Origin of the sequence: Acidovorax sp. 69, from assembly GCF_002797445.1 — a bacterium.
Taxonomy (GTDB): Bacteria; Pseudomonadota; Gammaproteobacteria; order Burkholderiales; family Burkholderiaceae_C; genus Acidovorax.
In genome coordinates, this window is record NZ_PGEP01000001.1 from 2,599,231 (window position 1) to 2,614,354 (window position 15,124).

A 15,124-nucleotide genomic window follows, 5' to 3' on the forward strand; every position below is an offset into this window, starting at 1 on the left:
GTCCCGACATCTGCCCCCACGGAGAAATTCCATGAACCTGCCCCTGAACACGTCCGCCAACATCAGCGATCCTATTGCCCAGGCCCGCTACAACATGATCGAGCAGCAGATCCGACCCTGGAACGTGCTCGACTTCGACGTGCTGGAACTGCTCGCCGTGGTGCGCCGCGAAGATTTTGTGCCACCGGCCTACCACGGCATGGCGTTCATGGACATTGAAATCCCCCTGCTGGGCAACGACGCTGAAGAAGCTGTGCGCCTGGGCCACAGCATGCTGCAACCGCGTGTGGAAGCGCGCATCCTGCAAGACCTGCAAATCAAGCCCACCGACCGCGTGCTCGAAATTGGCGCGGGTTCGGGCTACATGGCCGCCCTGCTGGCCCACCGTGCGGAGCGCGTGGTGTCGCTCGAAATCAATGCGGAACTGGCTGAAATGGCCCGCGAAAACCTGCGTGATGCCGGCATCCAGAATGCCGACGTTCGCCAGGCTGACGGCGCCCGTGATGCCATTCCCGATGGCCCGTTCGACGTGATCGTGCTCAGCGGCTCCGTGGCCGAGGTGCCCAGTGCCTTGCTCGCCCTGCTGCGCGACGGTGGCCGCCTGGGCGCCATTGTGGGCAACGAGCCTGTGATGCGTTTCACCCTGACCCGCCGCACCGGTGAGCGTTTTGAGACCACGTCGCCCTGGGACACCATCGCGCCACGCTTGGTGAACTTCCCTGAGCCGTCCGGCTTCACGTTCTGACCTTGGCCCCTTCGGAGTTCTGCATGATCGATCACGTCCGCCCCGCCCAACTGTCTGCCTGGTTCGCCACGGCACCCGAGGGCAGCCAACCCTTGGTGCTGGACGTACGCGAGCCCTGGGAGCTGCAAACTGCCAGCGTGCGCGCTGACGGGTTTGAGCTGGTCGCCATCCCCATGGGCGACTTGCCCACGCGACTGGCCGAACTGAACCCCGGCCGTCCGATTGCATGCCTGTGCCACCACGGTGCACGCAGCCTGCGGGTGGCCGCGTTCCTGCAAAGCAACGGTTTTGAGCAGTTGGCCAACATCACCGGAGGCATTGACGCCTGGTCGCATGAAAACGACCCCGGTGTGCCACGGTATTGACGTGGAATGACGCCGTTGACCGTCCCGCCCCCTCCTCTATCGCACCGCAGATTCTTCCGAAGGACCTCCATGACACCGTTCCGGCCTCTCTCCCTGTCACTACTGTCCCTGGCGCTGGGCGCGGCGCTCAGCGCCCCTGCGCAGGCACAGAGCCTGCTCGACCTGGTGGAATCGGCCCGCACGTATGACACCGCCTGGCAATCTGCCCGGGCCCAGCTGGATGCTGCTTCGCGCCGTGCCGATCAGGCCCGCGCCGGCCTGCTGCCCACCGCCGCGCTGACCAGCGGGCTGACCCGCTCTAACGTGGAGCTGAGCAGGCCCAAGATTGAAAACACCGGCACGGCCCAGACAGTGGGCATCAATGCCTCACAGCCCCTGTACCGGCCGGCCAACCGCATCAATCTGGAGCAAGGCCAGCGCGGTATCGACGTGGCCCAGGCGCAGCTCGATGCCGCGACGCAGGACCTGCTGGTGCGCGTGAGTCAGGCCTATTTCGATGTGCTGGCAGCGCAAGATACGCTGACTTTCGTACAAGCCCAGAAAGCGGCCGTTTCCGAGCAGCTGGCCTCAGCCAAACGCAATTTTGAGGTGGGGACGACCACCGTGACGGACTCCCGCGAAGCGCAGGCCCGGTACGACCTGGTGATTGCACAGGAGATCGCAGCCGAGAACGATCTGCGCGTCAAACGCCTGGCGCTGGACCAACTCGTGGGCATCACGGGGACCAAACCTCAACCGCTCGCCCTGCCGCTGCAATTGCCTGGCGTCCAACCCGACAACGTGGTCACGTGGGTGGACACCGCGCGCGACCAGCAGCCTGGTGTGCGCCAGGCCGCCATTGCGCTGGATATTGCACGCCTGGAGACCAAGAAGGCCGAAACCGGTCACCTGCCCACGGTCGACCTGCAGGCGGGTTACAACGTCACGCGCAACCTGCATGGCACCATCAACTCGCCTGGCGTCACTGCCCGCAGCAATGCGGCCAGCGTGGGCGTGGCGCTGAATTTGCCGCTGTTTGCAGGCTTTGCGGTGCAGAACCGGGTCAAGGAAACGCTGGCCTTGGAAGAGAAAGCCACGGCCGACCTGGAAACCGCCCGCCGCAATGTGGCCCAAGCCACCCGCGCAGCCTTCTTCGGCGTGCAGTCTGGCCAAGGCCAGGTGTTGGCGCTGGAGGCCGCAGAAGCCTCCAGCCAAAGCGCGCTGGACGCCAACAAGCTCGGCTACCAGGTGGGTGTGCGCATCAACATTGATGTGCTCAATGCCCAAAGCCAGCTGTACCAGACGAAACGCGACTTGGCCCAGGCGCGCTACAACGTGCTGCTGGGCGCACTCAAGCTGCGCCAGGCTGCCGGCACGCTCGCGCAGCAAGACATCGAGGCTCTCAACGCCTTGCTGGTCAAGTAAGCAAAAAGTAGGAACACCGCCAAAGGGTTCCATGCCGCCTCGCCCATGCAGGCAGGCCTACAGCCCGCTGGGTTCCTCCTCTGCAGGCAGAGGCTGAACGATGGCCAGAACGGCCTGCACGGTGGCATGTGCCGCTCCCCGGTGGGCTGTGGCGAAACGGATGGCGCGCTCGCTGGCAGTGGCTTGTGCGGCGGGGTTCAAGGCCAGTTCTGCAGCCAATGCCATTCCAGCACCGATGTCTGACACCCGCTGCGCGGCACCGGCCTCACACGCCAGTTCGGCCGCCTCGGCAAAATTGAAAGTGTGGAGGCCCAACACCACCGGACAGCCGCAGGCTGCGGCCTCGATCAGGTTCTGGCCGCCCAGCGGGGCAAAGCTGCCCCCCAGCAGGGCGACGTCCGCCAAGCCGTAGTAAAACGCCATTTCGCCCAGCGAGTCGCCCAGCCACACATCGGCAGTGTCGGGGCCTGTGGCCCAGGTACTGCGGCGAGACACGGTGAGACCGGCACGTTGCAGCAGCTGGTGCACCTCATCAAAACGCTGGGGGTGGCGCGGCACGATCAACCATTGCACACCGGCAGCTACCGTTGCAGATGCTATGTTTCCGATAGCTTTCGGCGCATTATCTGCCTGCGCTAGAGGCTGTTTTGGCTTGAAGTTCGCCAGCCACAGGGCTTCTTCGCCCTCCCGGCTGCTGGCCAGCATGACGACGGGACGACCCGCTTGCGCTCGCCAGTGCTGGCCCCGAGCCAACAGGGCTGCATCTGGCACCACGTCGAACTTCAGATTGCCAAAAACACCCTGCACCTTGGCGCCCACAGCTTTCAGGCGGGCCGCGTCGTCCTGCGTTTGTGCCCAAACCGCCGTCAGCCCCGCATAAGCGGGCCGCGCCAATGGCATCACGCGCTGCGCCTTGCGCAAGGACCTGGCATTGAAGCGCGCATTGGCCAGCACCAGCGGAATGCCCCGCTTCTGGCAGCCCGCCACAAGGTTGGGCCAGACTTCGGTTTCCATCAGGATGCCGATGGCCGGCCGGAACTTGCGCAGAAAGCGGGCCACCGTCCCAGGGGTGTCCCAGGGCTGCCATACCTGCACATCCCCGGATTGCAGCAGTTTTTCACCCTCGGCGCGGCCCGTGGCTGTGCCATGGGTGAGCAGCAGACGCACTCCAGGCAGTTGCTCGCGCAATTCGGCCAACAAGATGGCTGCCGCACGGGTTTCGCCCAGCGACACGGCATGCACCCACACAAACCGGCCCAGCGGGTCGGTGCTGCTGTGGGGCATCAGGCTGTCGAGGGTTCTCCGGTAGCGCCCAAACCGTTCACCCATGGCCTGGCCGTAACCGGGTTCCACCACGGCACGGCGGCGCAGCTTGCGCAGCAGCAAGGGCTGAGCACACCAGGTGAGCAGCGAGTACAGGGCGCGTGCGGCGTTCATACGGCCTGGTCCAGTTCTGCCACCGGGTCCAACTCAAACATCCACGCGCTGCCGACACGCGGGTGGGCATCTGCCATTGCGGCAGCCATGTGCAAAGGGTGGGGTACGGAGGAGGTCACGCGAAGGACAGGCAGACAGGCAGGCAGACGATGGGCTGGGGGTTAGAGGATGGTGCGCCACTACAACGCGAAGGAGGCGGGGCTTTGACGGCCCTTTCCCCTCGCCAGCGCAGACCGTTTCAATGGCTGGCCGCGCCCACATGGGCATCCGGTTTGACACGGTGGAGCAGCGCGAGCATGGTGGCCTCTATGCGTGCCAGCGCCTCGGTGGTGTGCCCTTCAAAGCGCAGCACCAGCACCGGGGTGGTGTTGCTGGCGCGGATCAGGCCAAAACCATCGGGCCAATCGACACGCAGACCATCGATGGTGTTGATCTGTGCAGGGGCGGCAAACGTTTCAGCGGCCAGCGCTTGCAGCTGCGCCGTGAGGCGGTGCGGCTCGCCCTCGGCACAGGCCACGTTCAGCTCGGGGGTGGAGTGGCTGGTGGGCAAGGCGTTGAGCACGGCGCTCGGGTCGCTGCTTTTGCTCAATATCTCCAACAGACGGCAGCCCGCATAGGTGCCGTCGTCAAACCCGTACCAGCGCTCCTTGAAGAAGATATGGCCGCTCATTTCGCCACCGAGCGGGGAGTTGGTCTCCTTCATGCGGGCTTTGATGAGCGAGTGGCCGGTCTTGAACATCACGGGCACGCCGCCTGCGGCCGCAATGGCCGGTGCCAGGCGCTGGGTGCACTTCACGTCGAAGATGATCTCGCCGCCGGGCACGCGCGAGAGCACGTCTTGCGCAAACAGCATCATCTGGCGGTCGGGGAAGATATTGGTGCCTTCCTTGGTCACGATGCCCAGGCGGTCACCGTCGCCATCAAAAGCCAGGCCCAGTTCGGCGTCGCTGGTCTTCAGGGCGTTGATCAAATCGCGCAGGTTCTCAGGCTTGCTCGGGTCGGGATGGTGGTTGGGGAAGTTGCCGTCCACCTCGGAAAACAGCTCGATCACCTCGCAGCCCAGCGCGCGGAAGATGTCGGGGGCCGACGCGCCCGCAATGCCGTTGCCGCAGTCGACCACGATCTTGAGTGGGCGGGCGAGTTTGATGTCGCCCACGATGCGCTCGGTGTAGGCGGGCAGTACGTCCACAGGGCGCACTGAGCCGCCGGGCGTCAGCTTCCAGCTTTCCTGCTCCATGGTGCGGCGCAGGCCCTGAATCTCTTCACCATAGATGGCACGGCCGTTGAGCACCATCTTGAAGCCGTTGTAGTCCTTGGGGTTGTGGCTGCCGGTGACCTGGATACCGCTGCGGCACAGCGTGCTGGCCGCAAAGTACAAGAGTGGTGTGGTGACCAGGCCCACGTCGATCACCTCGATGCCCACCTCCATCAGCCCCTGGATCAGCGCCGCCGACATGGCCGGGCCCGAGAGTCGCCCATCGCGTCCCACGGCCACAGTGGTCTGCCCCTCGGCACGCGCCGCCGTACCAAAAGCACGCCCGAGGCCCAAGGCCACTTCTTCGTTCAGGGTCGACGGCACGATGCCGCGAATGTCATAGGCTTTGAAAATAGCGGGCGTCGGTTGCACGTAGAAGGGCCTTTCGAGAAAGGTAAATGGGACGAAGAACCTGTTCCCCAAGGCGGTGAACAGTCGGCCGCATTGTAGGCGTCGGCCTTTCTACTGCCTGTCAGCCCGTGCCAGGGGCCGAGACGTGCGAGGCACATGTCCGAAAACGGCCAGTGCCAGCGTGGCGGCCTCCTATGATCGGGCCCATGACTTTGCCCCCAGCGCCCTCCTCCACAGCCACCCACGCAGCGCCCCCTGCGTCGGACGAGGGCCGTTACCTGGCGCTGCAGACGCGCGATGCGCGTTTTGACGGGCATTTTTTCACTGGCGTGACCTCTACCGGTATCTACTGCCGCCCCGTGTGCGCCGTGCGTACCCCTCGGCGCGAAAACTGCCGTTTCTTTGCGCTGGCGGCCCAGGCAGAGAGCGCGGGCTTTCGCCCTTGCCTGCGCTGCCGGCCTGAGCTGGCACCCCAGTCGCTGGTGTGGTCGGTGCAGGACGCCAGCGGCATCTTGGTGCAGCAGGCTGTGCGTTTGCTGGATGCCCCCGACCTGTGGGCTGACAGGGCCCCCGCACCCGCAAGCTCTCCGCGCACCGAAGAAACCCAAGGCGCTACCGTGGCCCGTTTGGCACAGCGCCTGGGCGTGAGCGACCGGCACCTGCGACGCATCTTTGAAGCCGCCCTGGGCGTCTCGCCCCTGCAATACCTGCAGACCCGGCGGCTCCTGACGGCCAAGCAGCTGCTGACTGACACCACCATGCCGGTGACGCAGGTCGCCCTGGCCAGTGGGTTTGCCAGCGTGCGGCGCTTCAATGCCGCTTTTTCGGGGCACTATGGCCTGAATCCGACACAACTGCGGCGCAGCGGCGGCGGCGACGTCACAACGCCAGGCACGGGCCGCCCCCCCCGCAACAGTGCGTTGCGCCTGGCCTGGCGCCCGCCTTTTGACGTGGACGCCCTGCTGGCCTTCTTTGAAAAACGGCAGTTTCATGGGGTGGAATGGGTCATACACAGCGATGACGGCCCCTGCTTGCGGCGCACGGTGCGCTTGCCGAGCGCCAGCACCGGGCTGGCGCAGGAAACCACCGGCTGGCTCAGTGCCTGTTTTGATGTGGCACGCCGCCAGGTGCTGCTGCAAACCAGCGACAGTCTGTACCCCGTGCTGCCGCTGGTGATCCGGCGCGTGCGCGCCATGCTGGACCTCGATGCGGACCCCATTGCCATCAACGCCGTGCTGCACCCGCATTTCCCACAAGGCGATGGACTGCGTGTGCCCGGCGCTTTCGACGGCTTTGAGCTGGCGGTGCGCGCGGTGCTGGGCCAACAAATCACCGTGGCAGCCGCCCGCACGCTGGGTCAGCGTCTGGTGGAGCGGCTGGGTGAACCCATCAACACCCCCTGGCCTGAGTTGCATCGTTTGTTTCCGACTCCGGCCTTGCTGGCCGCCACCGACGGCGATGTGCTGGGCCAACTCGGCATCGTGCGCCAACGCCAGGCTGCTATCGGGGCCCTGGCCCGCGCGGTGGACAGCGGCGCCCTGGCGCTGCATGCGGGCGCTGATGTCGAACAAACCACGGCCGCCCTGTGTGCCTTGCCCGGCATTGGGGACTGGACGGCCCAGTACATCGCCATGCGGGTGCTGCGCTGGCCCGATGCCTTCCCGGCGGGTGACGTGGCGTTGCACAAGGCGCTGGGGGTTCAGCCGCTCAAGAACCCGGCCCGCGCCGCCACGGCGGCCTCGCAGGCCTGGCGGCCCTGGCGCAGTTACGCGGTGCTGCGTGCCTGGGCTGCCGGCGGCAGCAGCGCCATGCCAGCCGCCAGTACAGACACAAAATCACTATAAAAATAATAGCTGCCAGCACAATACACAAAAGCACAATAGCGTGATATTGATGATTTTTTCACCCCTCAGAGCGAAATCTCCCCGTATGCGTTTCCACCCCCTTACCGTTCAGGCACATGCCCCAACACCCCTGGGCCGGGTGCGTCTCTCGGCGTCTCCAGCAGGTCTGTCGGGCATCTGGTTTGAAAGCCAGCGCCACGAGCCCAGCCATTGGCTGTACGGCCCCTCCGCCTGGGCCACAGCGCCGGACCACCCGCTGCTGCAGGCCGCAACCGCGCAGTTGCAGCAGTATCTGAGTGGCCAGCGCGATCATTTCGATCTGCCGCTGGATCTGTCGGGTGGCACCGCTTTCCAGCAAAGCGTGTGGCGGGCGCTGCTTTCTATCCTGCGCGGTCAGACCACAAGCTACGGGGCGTTGAGCCAGCAGCTGGGCAACCCCCGGGCCGTGCGGGCCGTGGGTGCAGCCATAGGCCGCAACCCCCTGAGCGTGGTGGTGCCCTGCCACCGGGTGGTGGGTGCCGATGGCCGCCTGACCGGCTACGCGGGCGGCCTCGATCGCAAGAGGGCCTTGCTGGTCCTGGAAAATGCCACGCTCGGCGGCTCAGGTCCCTACTCCCACTCCTCCCACTCCAAAGGACATGCATGAACAGCCAGGGCACCCAGCCTGTATCGACCTGGATCGGTGAGTTTGTGCTGCTGGCAGCGCTGTGGGGCGCGTCCTTTTTGTTCATGCGGCTGGGCGCTGCCGAATTTGGCCCGCTGCCCATGGCCGGTTTGCGCGTTACGCTGGCCACGCTGTTTCTCTGGCCCATCATGCTGCGCCAGGGCCACTGGCCCGCATTGCGCAAGCACTGGCGGCCTATCCTGCTGGCAGGTGTCCTCAATTCGGCCATTCCGTTTGCACTGTTTGCCTGGGCGGTGATGCACATCACCACGGGCATGACCTCTATCCTCAATGCCACCGTGCCACTGTTTGGTGCGCTGGTGGCCTGGATCTGGCTGGGTGACCGCATCAACCGCTTGCGCTGGTTGGGTTTGGCCCTGGGTTTTGTGGGCGTGGCATTGTTGACATTGCGGGCCCCGGTCGGCAGCGGGCTCAAGACCGAACACACCGCTTGGGCCATTGCGGCCTGCCTGGTGGCGTCCAGCTTTTACGGTGTGTCGGCCAGCTTTGCGCGGCGCCACCTCACGGGCATTCCCCCGCTCGCGACAGCCACCGGCAGCCAGCTGGGTGCCGCATTGGCCCTGGCGTTGCCCACGCTGTGGCTGTGGCCGACACAAATGCCCGGCCCCAGCGCCTGGGCCGCGATTGTGGCAATCGCCGTGTTTTGCACCGGCATTGCATACATCCTGTACTTTCGCCTCATCGTGCACGCAGGCCCCAGCCGCGCGTTGGCGGTGACTTTCATCACCCCCGTGTTCGCGGTTCTCTATGGCGCGTTGTTTCTGGGCGAAACCGTCACGCCCTGGATGATTGGCTGCGCCCTGGTGATCGTGTGCGGCACCATGTTGTCAACCGGACTTATCAGGACGCGCCGCTCGCCCGCGACACCCCCAGAACGCGCCTAAACTCTGCACATGGTTGTTGTGCCGGGTTCTTGCTTATGCGCCACGAGTTCCTCGCGGCGAGTTACCGGCTTGGGGTCTTGTGTGCCCCCCAGTGCTGGCGCGTTGGGCACATTCGGCGCCTGGCGCCCTGAGCCTGCGTGCCCCCCTCTTTTCGCCCCTTCCGAGGCGTCTTCTCGGGCCCTTCACCATGGCCCATAACGCGCTGCTGGCAGGCGGACTGCTGATCCTGCTGGTACTGGTGCTGGCGCATCTGAAGCCGGCCGAAATCCTGCGTCCCTCCCGTCACACGCAAGTGCTCACCGGGGTGATGGGCGGTGTGGTGTCGGCATTGATTCTTGTGGTGCTGCGCATGAATGCGCCCGAATTGGGCGTGGTGGCCTACCCGACGGCCACGGCCTTCATGGGCTTGTATTTCGGCCCCCTCTCGGCGGGAATCACCGCAGCCATGGCCCTGCTGGCGCTGGCCTGGAGTGAAGACGCGGCGTGGCTTGCCGCCCTGGCCGTACTGACAGGGGCTGGCGCACTGGCGGGGCTGTGGCGCCTGGCAGATTCTCGCCCCGGTGCCAATCCATGGCTTGGCATGACGGGCATGGCCGTGACCTTGCCACCCGTGGTTGCGCTCTGCCTGGTCGCTGGCGGCGTTCAGCCCTTGCCGACCTCGGCGCTGGAATGGCTGCTGCAGTTGCCCTGGTACCACGGCGCTGGCATCCTGATTTTGGGCACTGGGCGGCAACTGCTGGTGGGCAAGGCGCAATCGGTGGCGGCGCTGGAGCATGCCCACCACACGCTGGAAGAACGCGAGCAGCAACTGCGTCTGGCGTTGGACTCCCTGGGCGGAGGGCGTTGGGAATGGGATGTCGGAACCCGCCGGTTCCATTGCAGTGGTGCCTTCTACGAGGCCTACGGCATCACCCGCGCCGATACCGATGCCCCCGACCTGTGGGAGCGTTGGTATGCACGGCGCCATCCGGTGGACGCCGAACGCAACGCCGCGCGGCTCGCTCGGGCCATGGACGGGCTGGAGGAAAGCTACGAGGCTGAGTTCCGCGTGATGGACACGGCGGGCCAATGGCACTGGCTGATGTCGCGTGGCTCGGTCGCCCGACGCGACGCCCAGGGACGCCCTGCCAGCCTGATCGGCATGGATGTGGACATCACGGCGCACCGCGAGGTCGAGGATGCGCTGCGCTCCTCCGAGGCCAAATACACCACCTTCTACCAGACGCTGCCCGACCCGGCGGGCATCTCGCGCATCTCGGACGGCCGCTATGTGGACATCAACCCGGCCTTCTGTGAGGTGCTGGGCCGACCGCGTGAGGAAGTGATCGGGCGCACGTCCACCGAGCTGCAGATCTGGGCCAGCGAACAAGAGCGTGCGCGGCTGGTCGACACCTTCCGTCGCGAAGGCAAGGTGGACCGCCTGCCCCTGGTAGCGCAAAGCAAGGGCGTGCGCATTCCGGGCCTGATGTCGGCACGCTCCGTGCTTGTGAATGGCGAAAATTGTTTTGTTTTCGTATTCCACGACATGACCGAAGCCCAACGCACCAGCGACGAACTTCGGGCGCTCAATAACCAGTTGCAGCAAGCCGGCCGCCTGGCCCGCCTGGGCGCCTGGGAAGACGAGCGCGGCAAAGGCCTGGTGTACTGGTCTGAAATGTGTTTTGACATCCATGGCCTGGACTCCAGCCAGCCGCCACCCAGCGACTACATCAACCGCCATGTTGCACCGGCCTACCGTGAGCCACTGCGCGAGAAGTTCCGCCAAAGCATCCGTTCACGCACCGCTTGGAGCATGGAGATGGAGGTCCGCCATGCCGATGGCCACCTGCTGTGGATGCGTGCACGCGGCGAACCCGTGATCGAGAACGGCCGCGTCGTCAAGGTGCGCGGCGTGATGCAGGACATCGACGAGGCCAAGCGTGCCGAACAGCGTCTGCGCCAGTCGGAGGAACGGTTCTCGCGCATCTTCCACCTCATGCCCTACCCGATGGGTCTGTCACGCCGCAGCGACGGGCAGTATGTAGACATCAACCCCGCCTGGGTGGAGATGATCGGCATTCCCCGCGAAGAAGCCATTGGCCACACGGCGATCGAGCTGGGCATCTTCTCGGCCGAGGACCGTCGGCGGCTGATGCACGAAGTGGAACGCTCCGGCCAGCTCAGCGACTATGAAGTCACGTTGAACCTGCGCAGCGGCCCCCCACGGACCGTGCTGCAATCCATGCGGTCCACAGAGTTTGACGGCGAGCCCTGCTGGCTGTTTTCAGTGCACGACATCACCGACCGCAAACGCAACGAAGAACAAGTGCGCGAGCGGGAAGAACTGCTCTCCCTCACCATCTCTGCCGCGTCGCTGGGACTGTGGGACTGGAACCTGCAGACCGGTATCGTCACGGGCGACAGTCGTTGGCACGCCATGCGCGGTGCGGAGGCATCGGGCGGCAATGCCCCCATGCCCACGCAGTGGACCCACGCCATCGCCCCCGAAGACATCGACCGTATCACCGCCGAACTGGAGCGCCACACCACCCATCCCGGCACACCGTTTGATGCCACTTGGCGCGTGAGCCAGCCCACAGACGCCGCACGCTGGGTGCGCAATCTGGGCAAGATCGTGGGTTTTGACAGCAATGGGCGCCCTGCCCGCATGCTGGGCGTGGCCATCGACGTGACACCCCAGCGCGAGCAAGAGGTCATGCTGCAGCGTTTGGCGCTGTACGACGCCCTCACCGGCCTGCCCAACCGTGTGCTGCTGGCCCGCAAGCTGCAGGAAAGCATGGCCCTGGCCCGCGAGAACGGGACGCAACTGGGCGTTGCCTACCTGGACCTGGACGGTTTCAAACCCGTGAACGACCGCCTCGGACATGGCGCTGGCGACCGCCTGCTGGTGGTCGTGGCTGGCCGCCTCACCCGCGCCCTGCGGCCCCTCGACTGTGTGGCCCGTCTGGGTGGCGACGAATTTGTGATCCTCATGCCGGGGCTGTCATCGGTCAGTGACTGCGAGCACCTGCTTGAGAAAGTGATGGAAAGCGTCTCGGCTCCCTACACGCTCGACACCGAGCGCGTGGTGGTCACGGCCAGCATCGGCTACACCGTTTTCCCCCAGGACGATGCCGATGCCGACACCCTGCTGCGCCACGCCGACCAGGCCATGTATGCCGCCAAGCAGGCGGGGCGCAATCGTTTTCACCAGTTCGACGCGGCGCAGGAGCGTGCGGTACAACTGCTGCGAGCACAGGGGCGCCACCTGCGCGATGCGCTTGCCGACGCCCAATTCACGCTGTACCTGCAACCCAAGGTAGACATGCGCAGCGGCACCGTGGTGGGGGCCGAAGCACTCTCACGCTGGAACCACCCCGAGCGTGGACTGGTGTCACCGGCCGAATTCTTGCCGCTGCTGCAAGGCACTGAGCTGGAAATCGGTTTTGGCGAATGGGTGGCCGAAGCCGCGCTCACCGTCCTGGAGCAGTTGCAGGACCGAGGCTTGCCCATGCCCCTGAGCATCAACATTGCCGCCCAGCACCTGCAACACCCTGGCTTTGCGCGCTGGATGGCGCAATGCCTGGCACGCCACCCCAAGGTGCCAGCACACCTGGTGGAGATCGAGATCACCGAAAGCGCCGCCCTTTACGACCTGTCGGCCGTGGCGGCGACATTGACCGAATTGCGCGGCATGGGCGTGAGTGTGTCGCTGGACGACTTTGGCACCGGTTATTCGTCGCTGACGTACCTGCGCCGCCTGCCCATGGACACGCTCAAGATCGACCAGAGCTTTGTGCACGGCATGATGGGCGACCCCGGCGACCTGGCCATCGTGCAGGGCGTGATCGGCCTGGCCCGCTCCTTCGGCTACCGCGTGATCGCCGAAGGGGTGGAAACCATCGAACAAGGCCAGATGCTGCTGCAACTGGGCTGCACCCAGGCCCAGGGTTACTGCATCGCGCGGCCCATGCCGCTGGAGGACTTCATCGGCTGGACGTCAGCGTGGCAGCCCCCGGCGGGGTGGCAGCGAAACAGGCCCGTGTGAATTTTGAATAAAAATAGCTGCCAGCGCTTATTCAATAAGCGCTGGCAGCTATTTATTTAATAGCGTCTTGCAGGCGCTGACTTCGGCAGCGGGTCTGTCTCAGGCCTCAACCCACCAGATCCTTCACCTGCTGCAACGCTGCTGGGTCTTCCATCGTCGTCAAATCCCCCGGATCGCGCCGTTCGGCCACGGCCTGCAGGGCGCGGCGCAGCAATTTGCCGCTGCGGGTCTTGGGCAGCACGGTCACAAAAAACACGCGTGACGGGCGGGCTACGGCGCCCAGCTGGTTGTCCACCTGTTTCATGACCTCGCCTTCCAGCTTGAGCCGTGCGGCCTCAGAGTCGAGCCCTGACGCATCACGCGCTACCGCGAACGCCATGGCCACCTGGCCTTTCAGGCTGTCGGCCACGCCCACCACGGCCACTTCGGCAATATTGGGGTGGGAGGAAATGCTCTCTTCGATCTCACGCGTGCCCAGGCGGTGGCCCGCCACGTTGATCACGTCGTCGGTGCGGCCCAGAATGAAGTGGTATCCGTCGGCGTCGCGGATGCCCCAATCAAAGGTGCTGTAGATCAACCGGCCGGGGATGCTCTTCCAGTAGGTGTTCACGAACCGTGCGTCGTCGCGCCACACCGTCTGCATGCAGCCGGGCGGCAGCGGGCCTTCGATGGCCACCACACCCTTCTGGTTGGCACCGGTCAGTTCTTCGCCATTGCTTTCGTCGATCAGCTTCACGCCATAGCCATACATGGCCTTGCCCGGGCTGCCAAAGCGGGTGGTTTGCTGCTGCACACCATTGGCCAGGGTCAGAATGGGCCAGCCGGTTTCGGTCTGCCAGTAGTTGTCGATGATGGGCACCTGCAGCGCGTCACTGATCCACTGTGCCGTGGGCTCATCGAGTGGCTCACCCGCCAGCCACAGGGCCTTGAGGCTCTTCACGTTGTATCGGGTTAGGTAAGCGGGGTCCTGCTTCTTGAGCACGCGCACCGCCGTGGGGGCCGAGAACATGTGGGTGACCTGGTACTTTTCCACGATGCTCCACCACACGCCCGCGTCGGGCCGCGTGGGCAGGCCCTCGTACATGATGGTCGTCATGCCCGCGATCAACGGGCCATAAACGATGTAGCTGTGGCCCACCACCCAGCCAATGTCGCTGGTGGCAAAGTAAACCTGCCCTGCCTTGGCATCAAAGATGTGCTTCATGCTGGCCGCCAGCGCCACGGTGTATCCGCCCGTGTCGCGCTGCACGCCCTTGGGTTTTCCGGTGGTGCCGCTGGTGTAGAGCGTGTAGCTGGGATGGGTGGATTCCACCCACTCGCAGGGCACCACGGTGTTGAGATGCTGTTCACGCAGCGGAGTCCAGTCGTGGTCGCGCCCCGGTTGCAGGTGCATGGGCGCCAGGCCCCGGTTCACCATCAGCACCGCAGCGGGCTTGTGTTGGGACAGTGCAATGGCCTCGTCCAGCAGCGGCTTGTAGGGCACCACCTTGCCACCGCGCGATCCGGCATCGGCGCTGACCACGGCCACGGGCTCGGCATCTTCAATGCGGGAGGCCAGCGAGCCCGAGGCAAAGCCGCCAAACACCACCGAATGCAGGGCCCCAATGCGCACACACGCCAGCATGGCAAAGGCGGCCTCGGCAATCATGGGCATGTAAATGAGCACGCGGTCGCCCTTTTTCACACCCAGCGACAACAACACGGCCGCCATGCGCTGCACCTCAGCATGCAGCTCGGCAAAGCTGTAACTGCGCTCGGTGTTGGTTTCGGTGGAGATGGCCACCAGCGCGGCCTGGCTGGCGCGCGTGGCCAGGTGCCGGTCGACTGCGTTGTGGCACAGGTTGGTGGTGCCGCCCACAAACCATTTGGCAAACGGCGGGTTGCTGTAATCGCAGACCTGCTGGGGTGGCGTCTTCCATTCGATCAACTGGGCCTGTTCGCTCCAGAAAGCGTCGCGGTGGTCAATGGACTGGCGGTAGAAGTCAGCGTATGCGGTCATTGTGGGAGTCTCCTCGGCATCTCTCGCCCTGCCAGGACAGCAGGTTTTGAATTCATAATTATTCATAACGGGCTTGCGGCAAACTGACGCAACGCCAGGAACAACGCGCCCAGCGGGGCATGGCATAT

10 protein-coding genes are annotated in these 15,124 nt (G+C 65.0%); 7 read left to right on the plus strand and 3 right to left on the minus strand.

Annotation, left to right across the window (positions count from 1 at the left end; all coding sequences use genetic code 11):
- Nucleotides 1–31 precede the first annotated feature (31 nt).
- The 3 genes from CLU85_RS11900 (at nucleotide 32) to CLU85_RS11910 (ending at nucleotide 2,514) form a co-directional block, all read left to right on the plus strand.
- Nucleotides 32–745 carry a protein-L-isoaspartate O-methyltransferase gene (locus CLU85_RS11900; RefSeq protein ID WP_100410446.1) on the plus strand — a complete coding sequence of 238 codons (714 nt, stop codon included), beginning with the start codon at nucleotides 32–34 and terminating at the stop codon, nucleotides 743–745.
- A gap of 23 nt (nucleotides 746–768) precedes the next feature.
- Nucleotides 769–1,110, plus strand: a complete 342-nt coding sequence (locus CLU85_RS11905; protein ID WP_100410447.1) for a rhodanese-like domain-containing protein — start codon at nucleotides 769–771, stop codon at nucleotides 1,108–1,110.
- Nucleotides 1,111–1,179: 69 nt separating this feature from the next.
- Nucleotides 1,180–2,514 (plus strand): TolC family outer membrane protein, encoded by a 1,335-nt coding sequence (locus CLU85_RS11910; protein WP_100410448.1) that lies wholly within the window; start codon nucleotides 1,180–1,182, stop codon nucleotides 2,512–2,514.
- Between the two features lie 57 nt (nucleotides 2,515–2,571).
- Here the strand turns inward: CLU85_RS11910 and CLU85_RS11915 are convergent, their stop codons facing one another.
- Together CLU85_RS11915 and CLU85_RS11920 are read right to left on the minus strand one after the other, a co-directional pair.
- Entirely contained in the window at nucleotides 2,572–3,951 is a 1,380-nt protein-coding gene (locus CLU85_RS11915; protein ID WP_100410449.1) for a 3-deoxy-D-manno-octulosonic acid transferase, read from the minus strand.
- A 238-nt stretch (nucleotides 3,952–4,189) separates the two neighbouring features.
- Nucleotides 4,190–5,578, minus strand: coding sequence for a phosphomannomutase/phosphoglucomutase (locus CLU85_RS11920; protein ID WP_100410450.1), 1,389 nt, complete (start codon nucleotides 5,576–5,578; stop codon nucleotides 4,190–4,192).
- Between the two features lie 185 nt (nucleotides 5,579–5,763).
- Between CLU85_RS11920 and CLU85_RS11925 the strand changes: the two genes are divergently transcribed.
- The 4 genes from CLU85_RS11925 (at nucleotide 5,764) to CLU85_RS11940 (ending at nucleotide 12,997) form a co-directional block, all read left to right on the plus strand.
- A complete protein-coding gene (locus tag CLU85_RS11925) occupies nucleotides 5,764–7,401 on the plus strand; it encodes a DNA-3-methyladenine glycosylase 2 family protein (protein WP_232727802.1) in 1,638 nt (545 codons plus the stop codon).
- Between the two features lie 85 nt (nucleotides 7,402–7,486).
- The gene (locus tag CLU85_RS11930) at nucleotides 7,487–8,047 is read left to right on the plus strand and encodes a methylated-DNA--[protein]-cysteine S-methyltransferase (RefSeq protein WP_100410452.1); all 561 of its coding nucleotides are present in this window, start codon (nucleotides 7,487–7,489) and stop codon (nucleotides 8,045–8,047) included.
- Entirely contained in the window at nucleotides 8,044–8,970 is a 927-nt protein-coding gene (locus CLU85_RS11935; protein ID WP_100410453.1) for a DMT family transporter, read from the plus strand. The genes CLU85_RS11930 and CLU85_RS11935 overlap by 4 nt, the downstream gene beginning before the upstream one ends.
- A 187-nt stretch (nucleotides 8,971–9,157) precedes the next feature.
- A complete protein-coding gene (locus tag CLU85_RS11940; RefSeq protein WP_100410454.1) occupies nucleotides 9,158–12,997 on the plus strand; it encodes an EAL domain-containing protein in 3,840 nt (1,279 codons plus the stop codon).
- Nucleotides 12,998–13,103: 106 nt separating this feature from the next.
- Here CLU85_RS11940 and CLU85_RS11945 read toward each other — a convergent pair whose 3' ends face one another.
- The gene (locus CLU85_RS11945) at nucleotides 13,104–15,122 is read right to left on the minus strand and encodes a propionate--CoA ligase (RefSeq protein ID WP_369858207.1); all 2,019 of its coding nucleotides are present in this window, start codon (nucleotides 15,120–15,122) and stop codon (nucleotides 13,104–13,106) included.
- Nucleotides 15,123–15,124: the final 2 nt, after the last annotated feature.

Coding starts and splice junctions, on each gene's coding strand:
- CLU85_RS11945 (WP_369858207.1), bottom strand. CDS start 15,122: ATGCCATGCCCCGCTGGGCGCGTTGTTCCTGGCGTTGCGTCAGTTTGC.
- CLU85_RS11910 (WP_100410448.1), top strand. CDS start 1,180: ATGACACCGTTCCGGCCTCTCTCCCTGTCACTACTGTCCCTGGCGCTG.
- CLU85_RS11930 (WP_100410452.1), top strand. CDS start 7,487: ATGCGTTTCCACCCCCTTACCGTTCAGGCACATGCCCCAACACCCCTG.
- CLU85_RS11925 (WP_232727802.1), top strand. CDS start 5,764: ATGACTTTGCCCCCAGCGCCCTCCTCCACAGCCACCCACGCAGCGCCC.
- CLU85_RS11940 (WP_100410454.1), top strand. CDS start 9,158: ATGGCCCATAACGCGCTGCTGGCAGGCGGACTGCTGATCCTGCTGGTA.
- CLU85_RS11900 (WP_100410446.1), top strand. CDS start 32: ATGAACCTGCCCCTGAACACGTCCGCCAACATCAGCGATCCTATTGCC.
- CLU85_RS11905 (WP_100410447.1), top strand. CDS start 769: ATGATCGATCACGTCCGCCCCGCCCAACTGTCTGCCTGGTTCGCCACG.
- CLU85_RS11935 (WP_100410453.1), top strand. CDS start 8,044: ATGAACAGCCAGGGCACCCAGCCTGTATCGACCTGGATCGGTGAGTTT.
- CLU85_RS11915 (WP_100410449.1), bottom strand. CDS start 3,951: ATGAACGCCGCACGCGCCCTGTACTCGCTGCTCACCTGGTGTGCTCAG.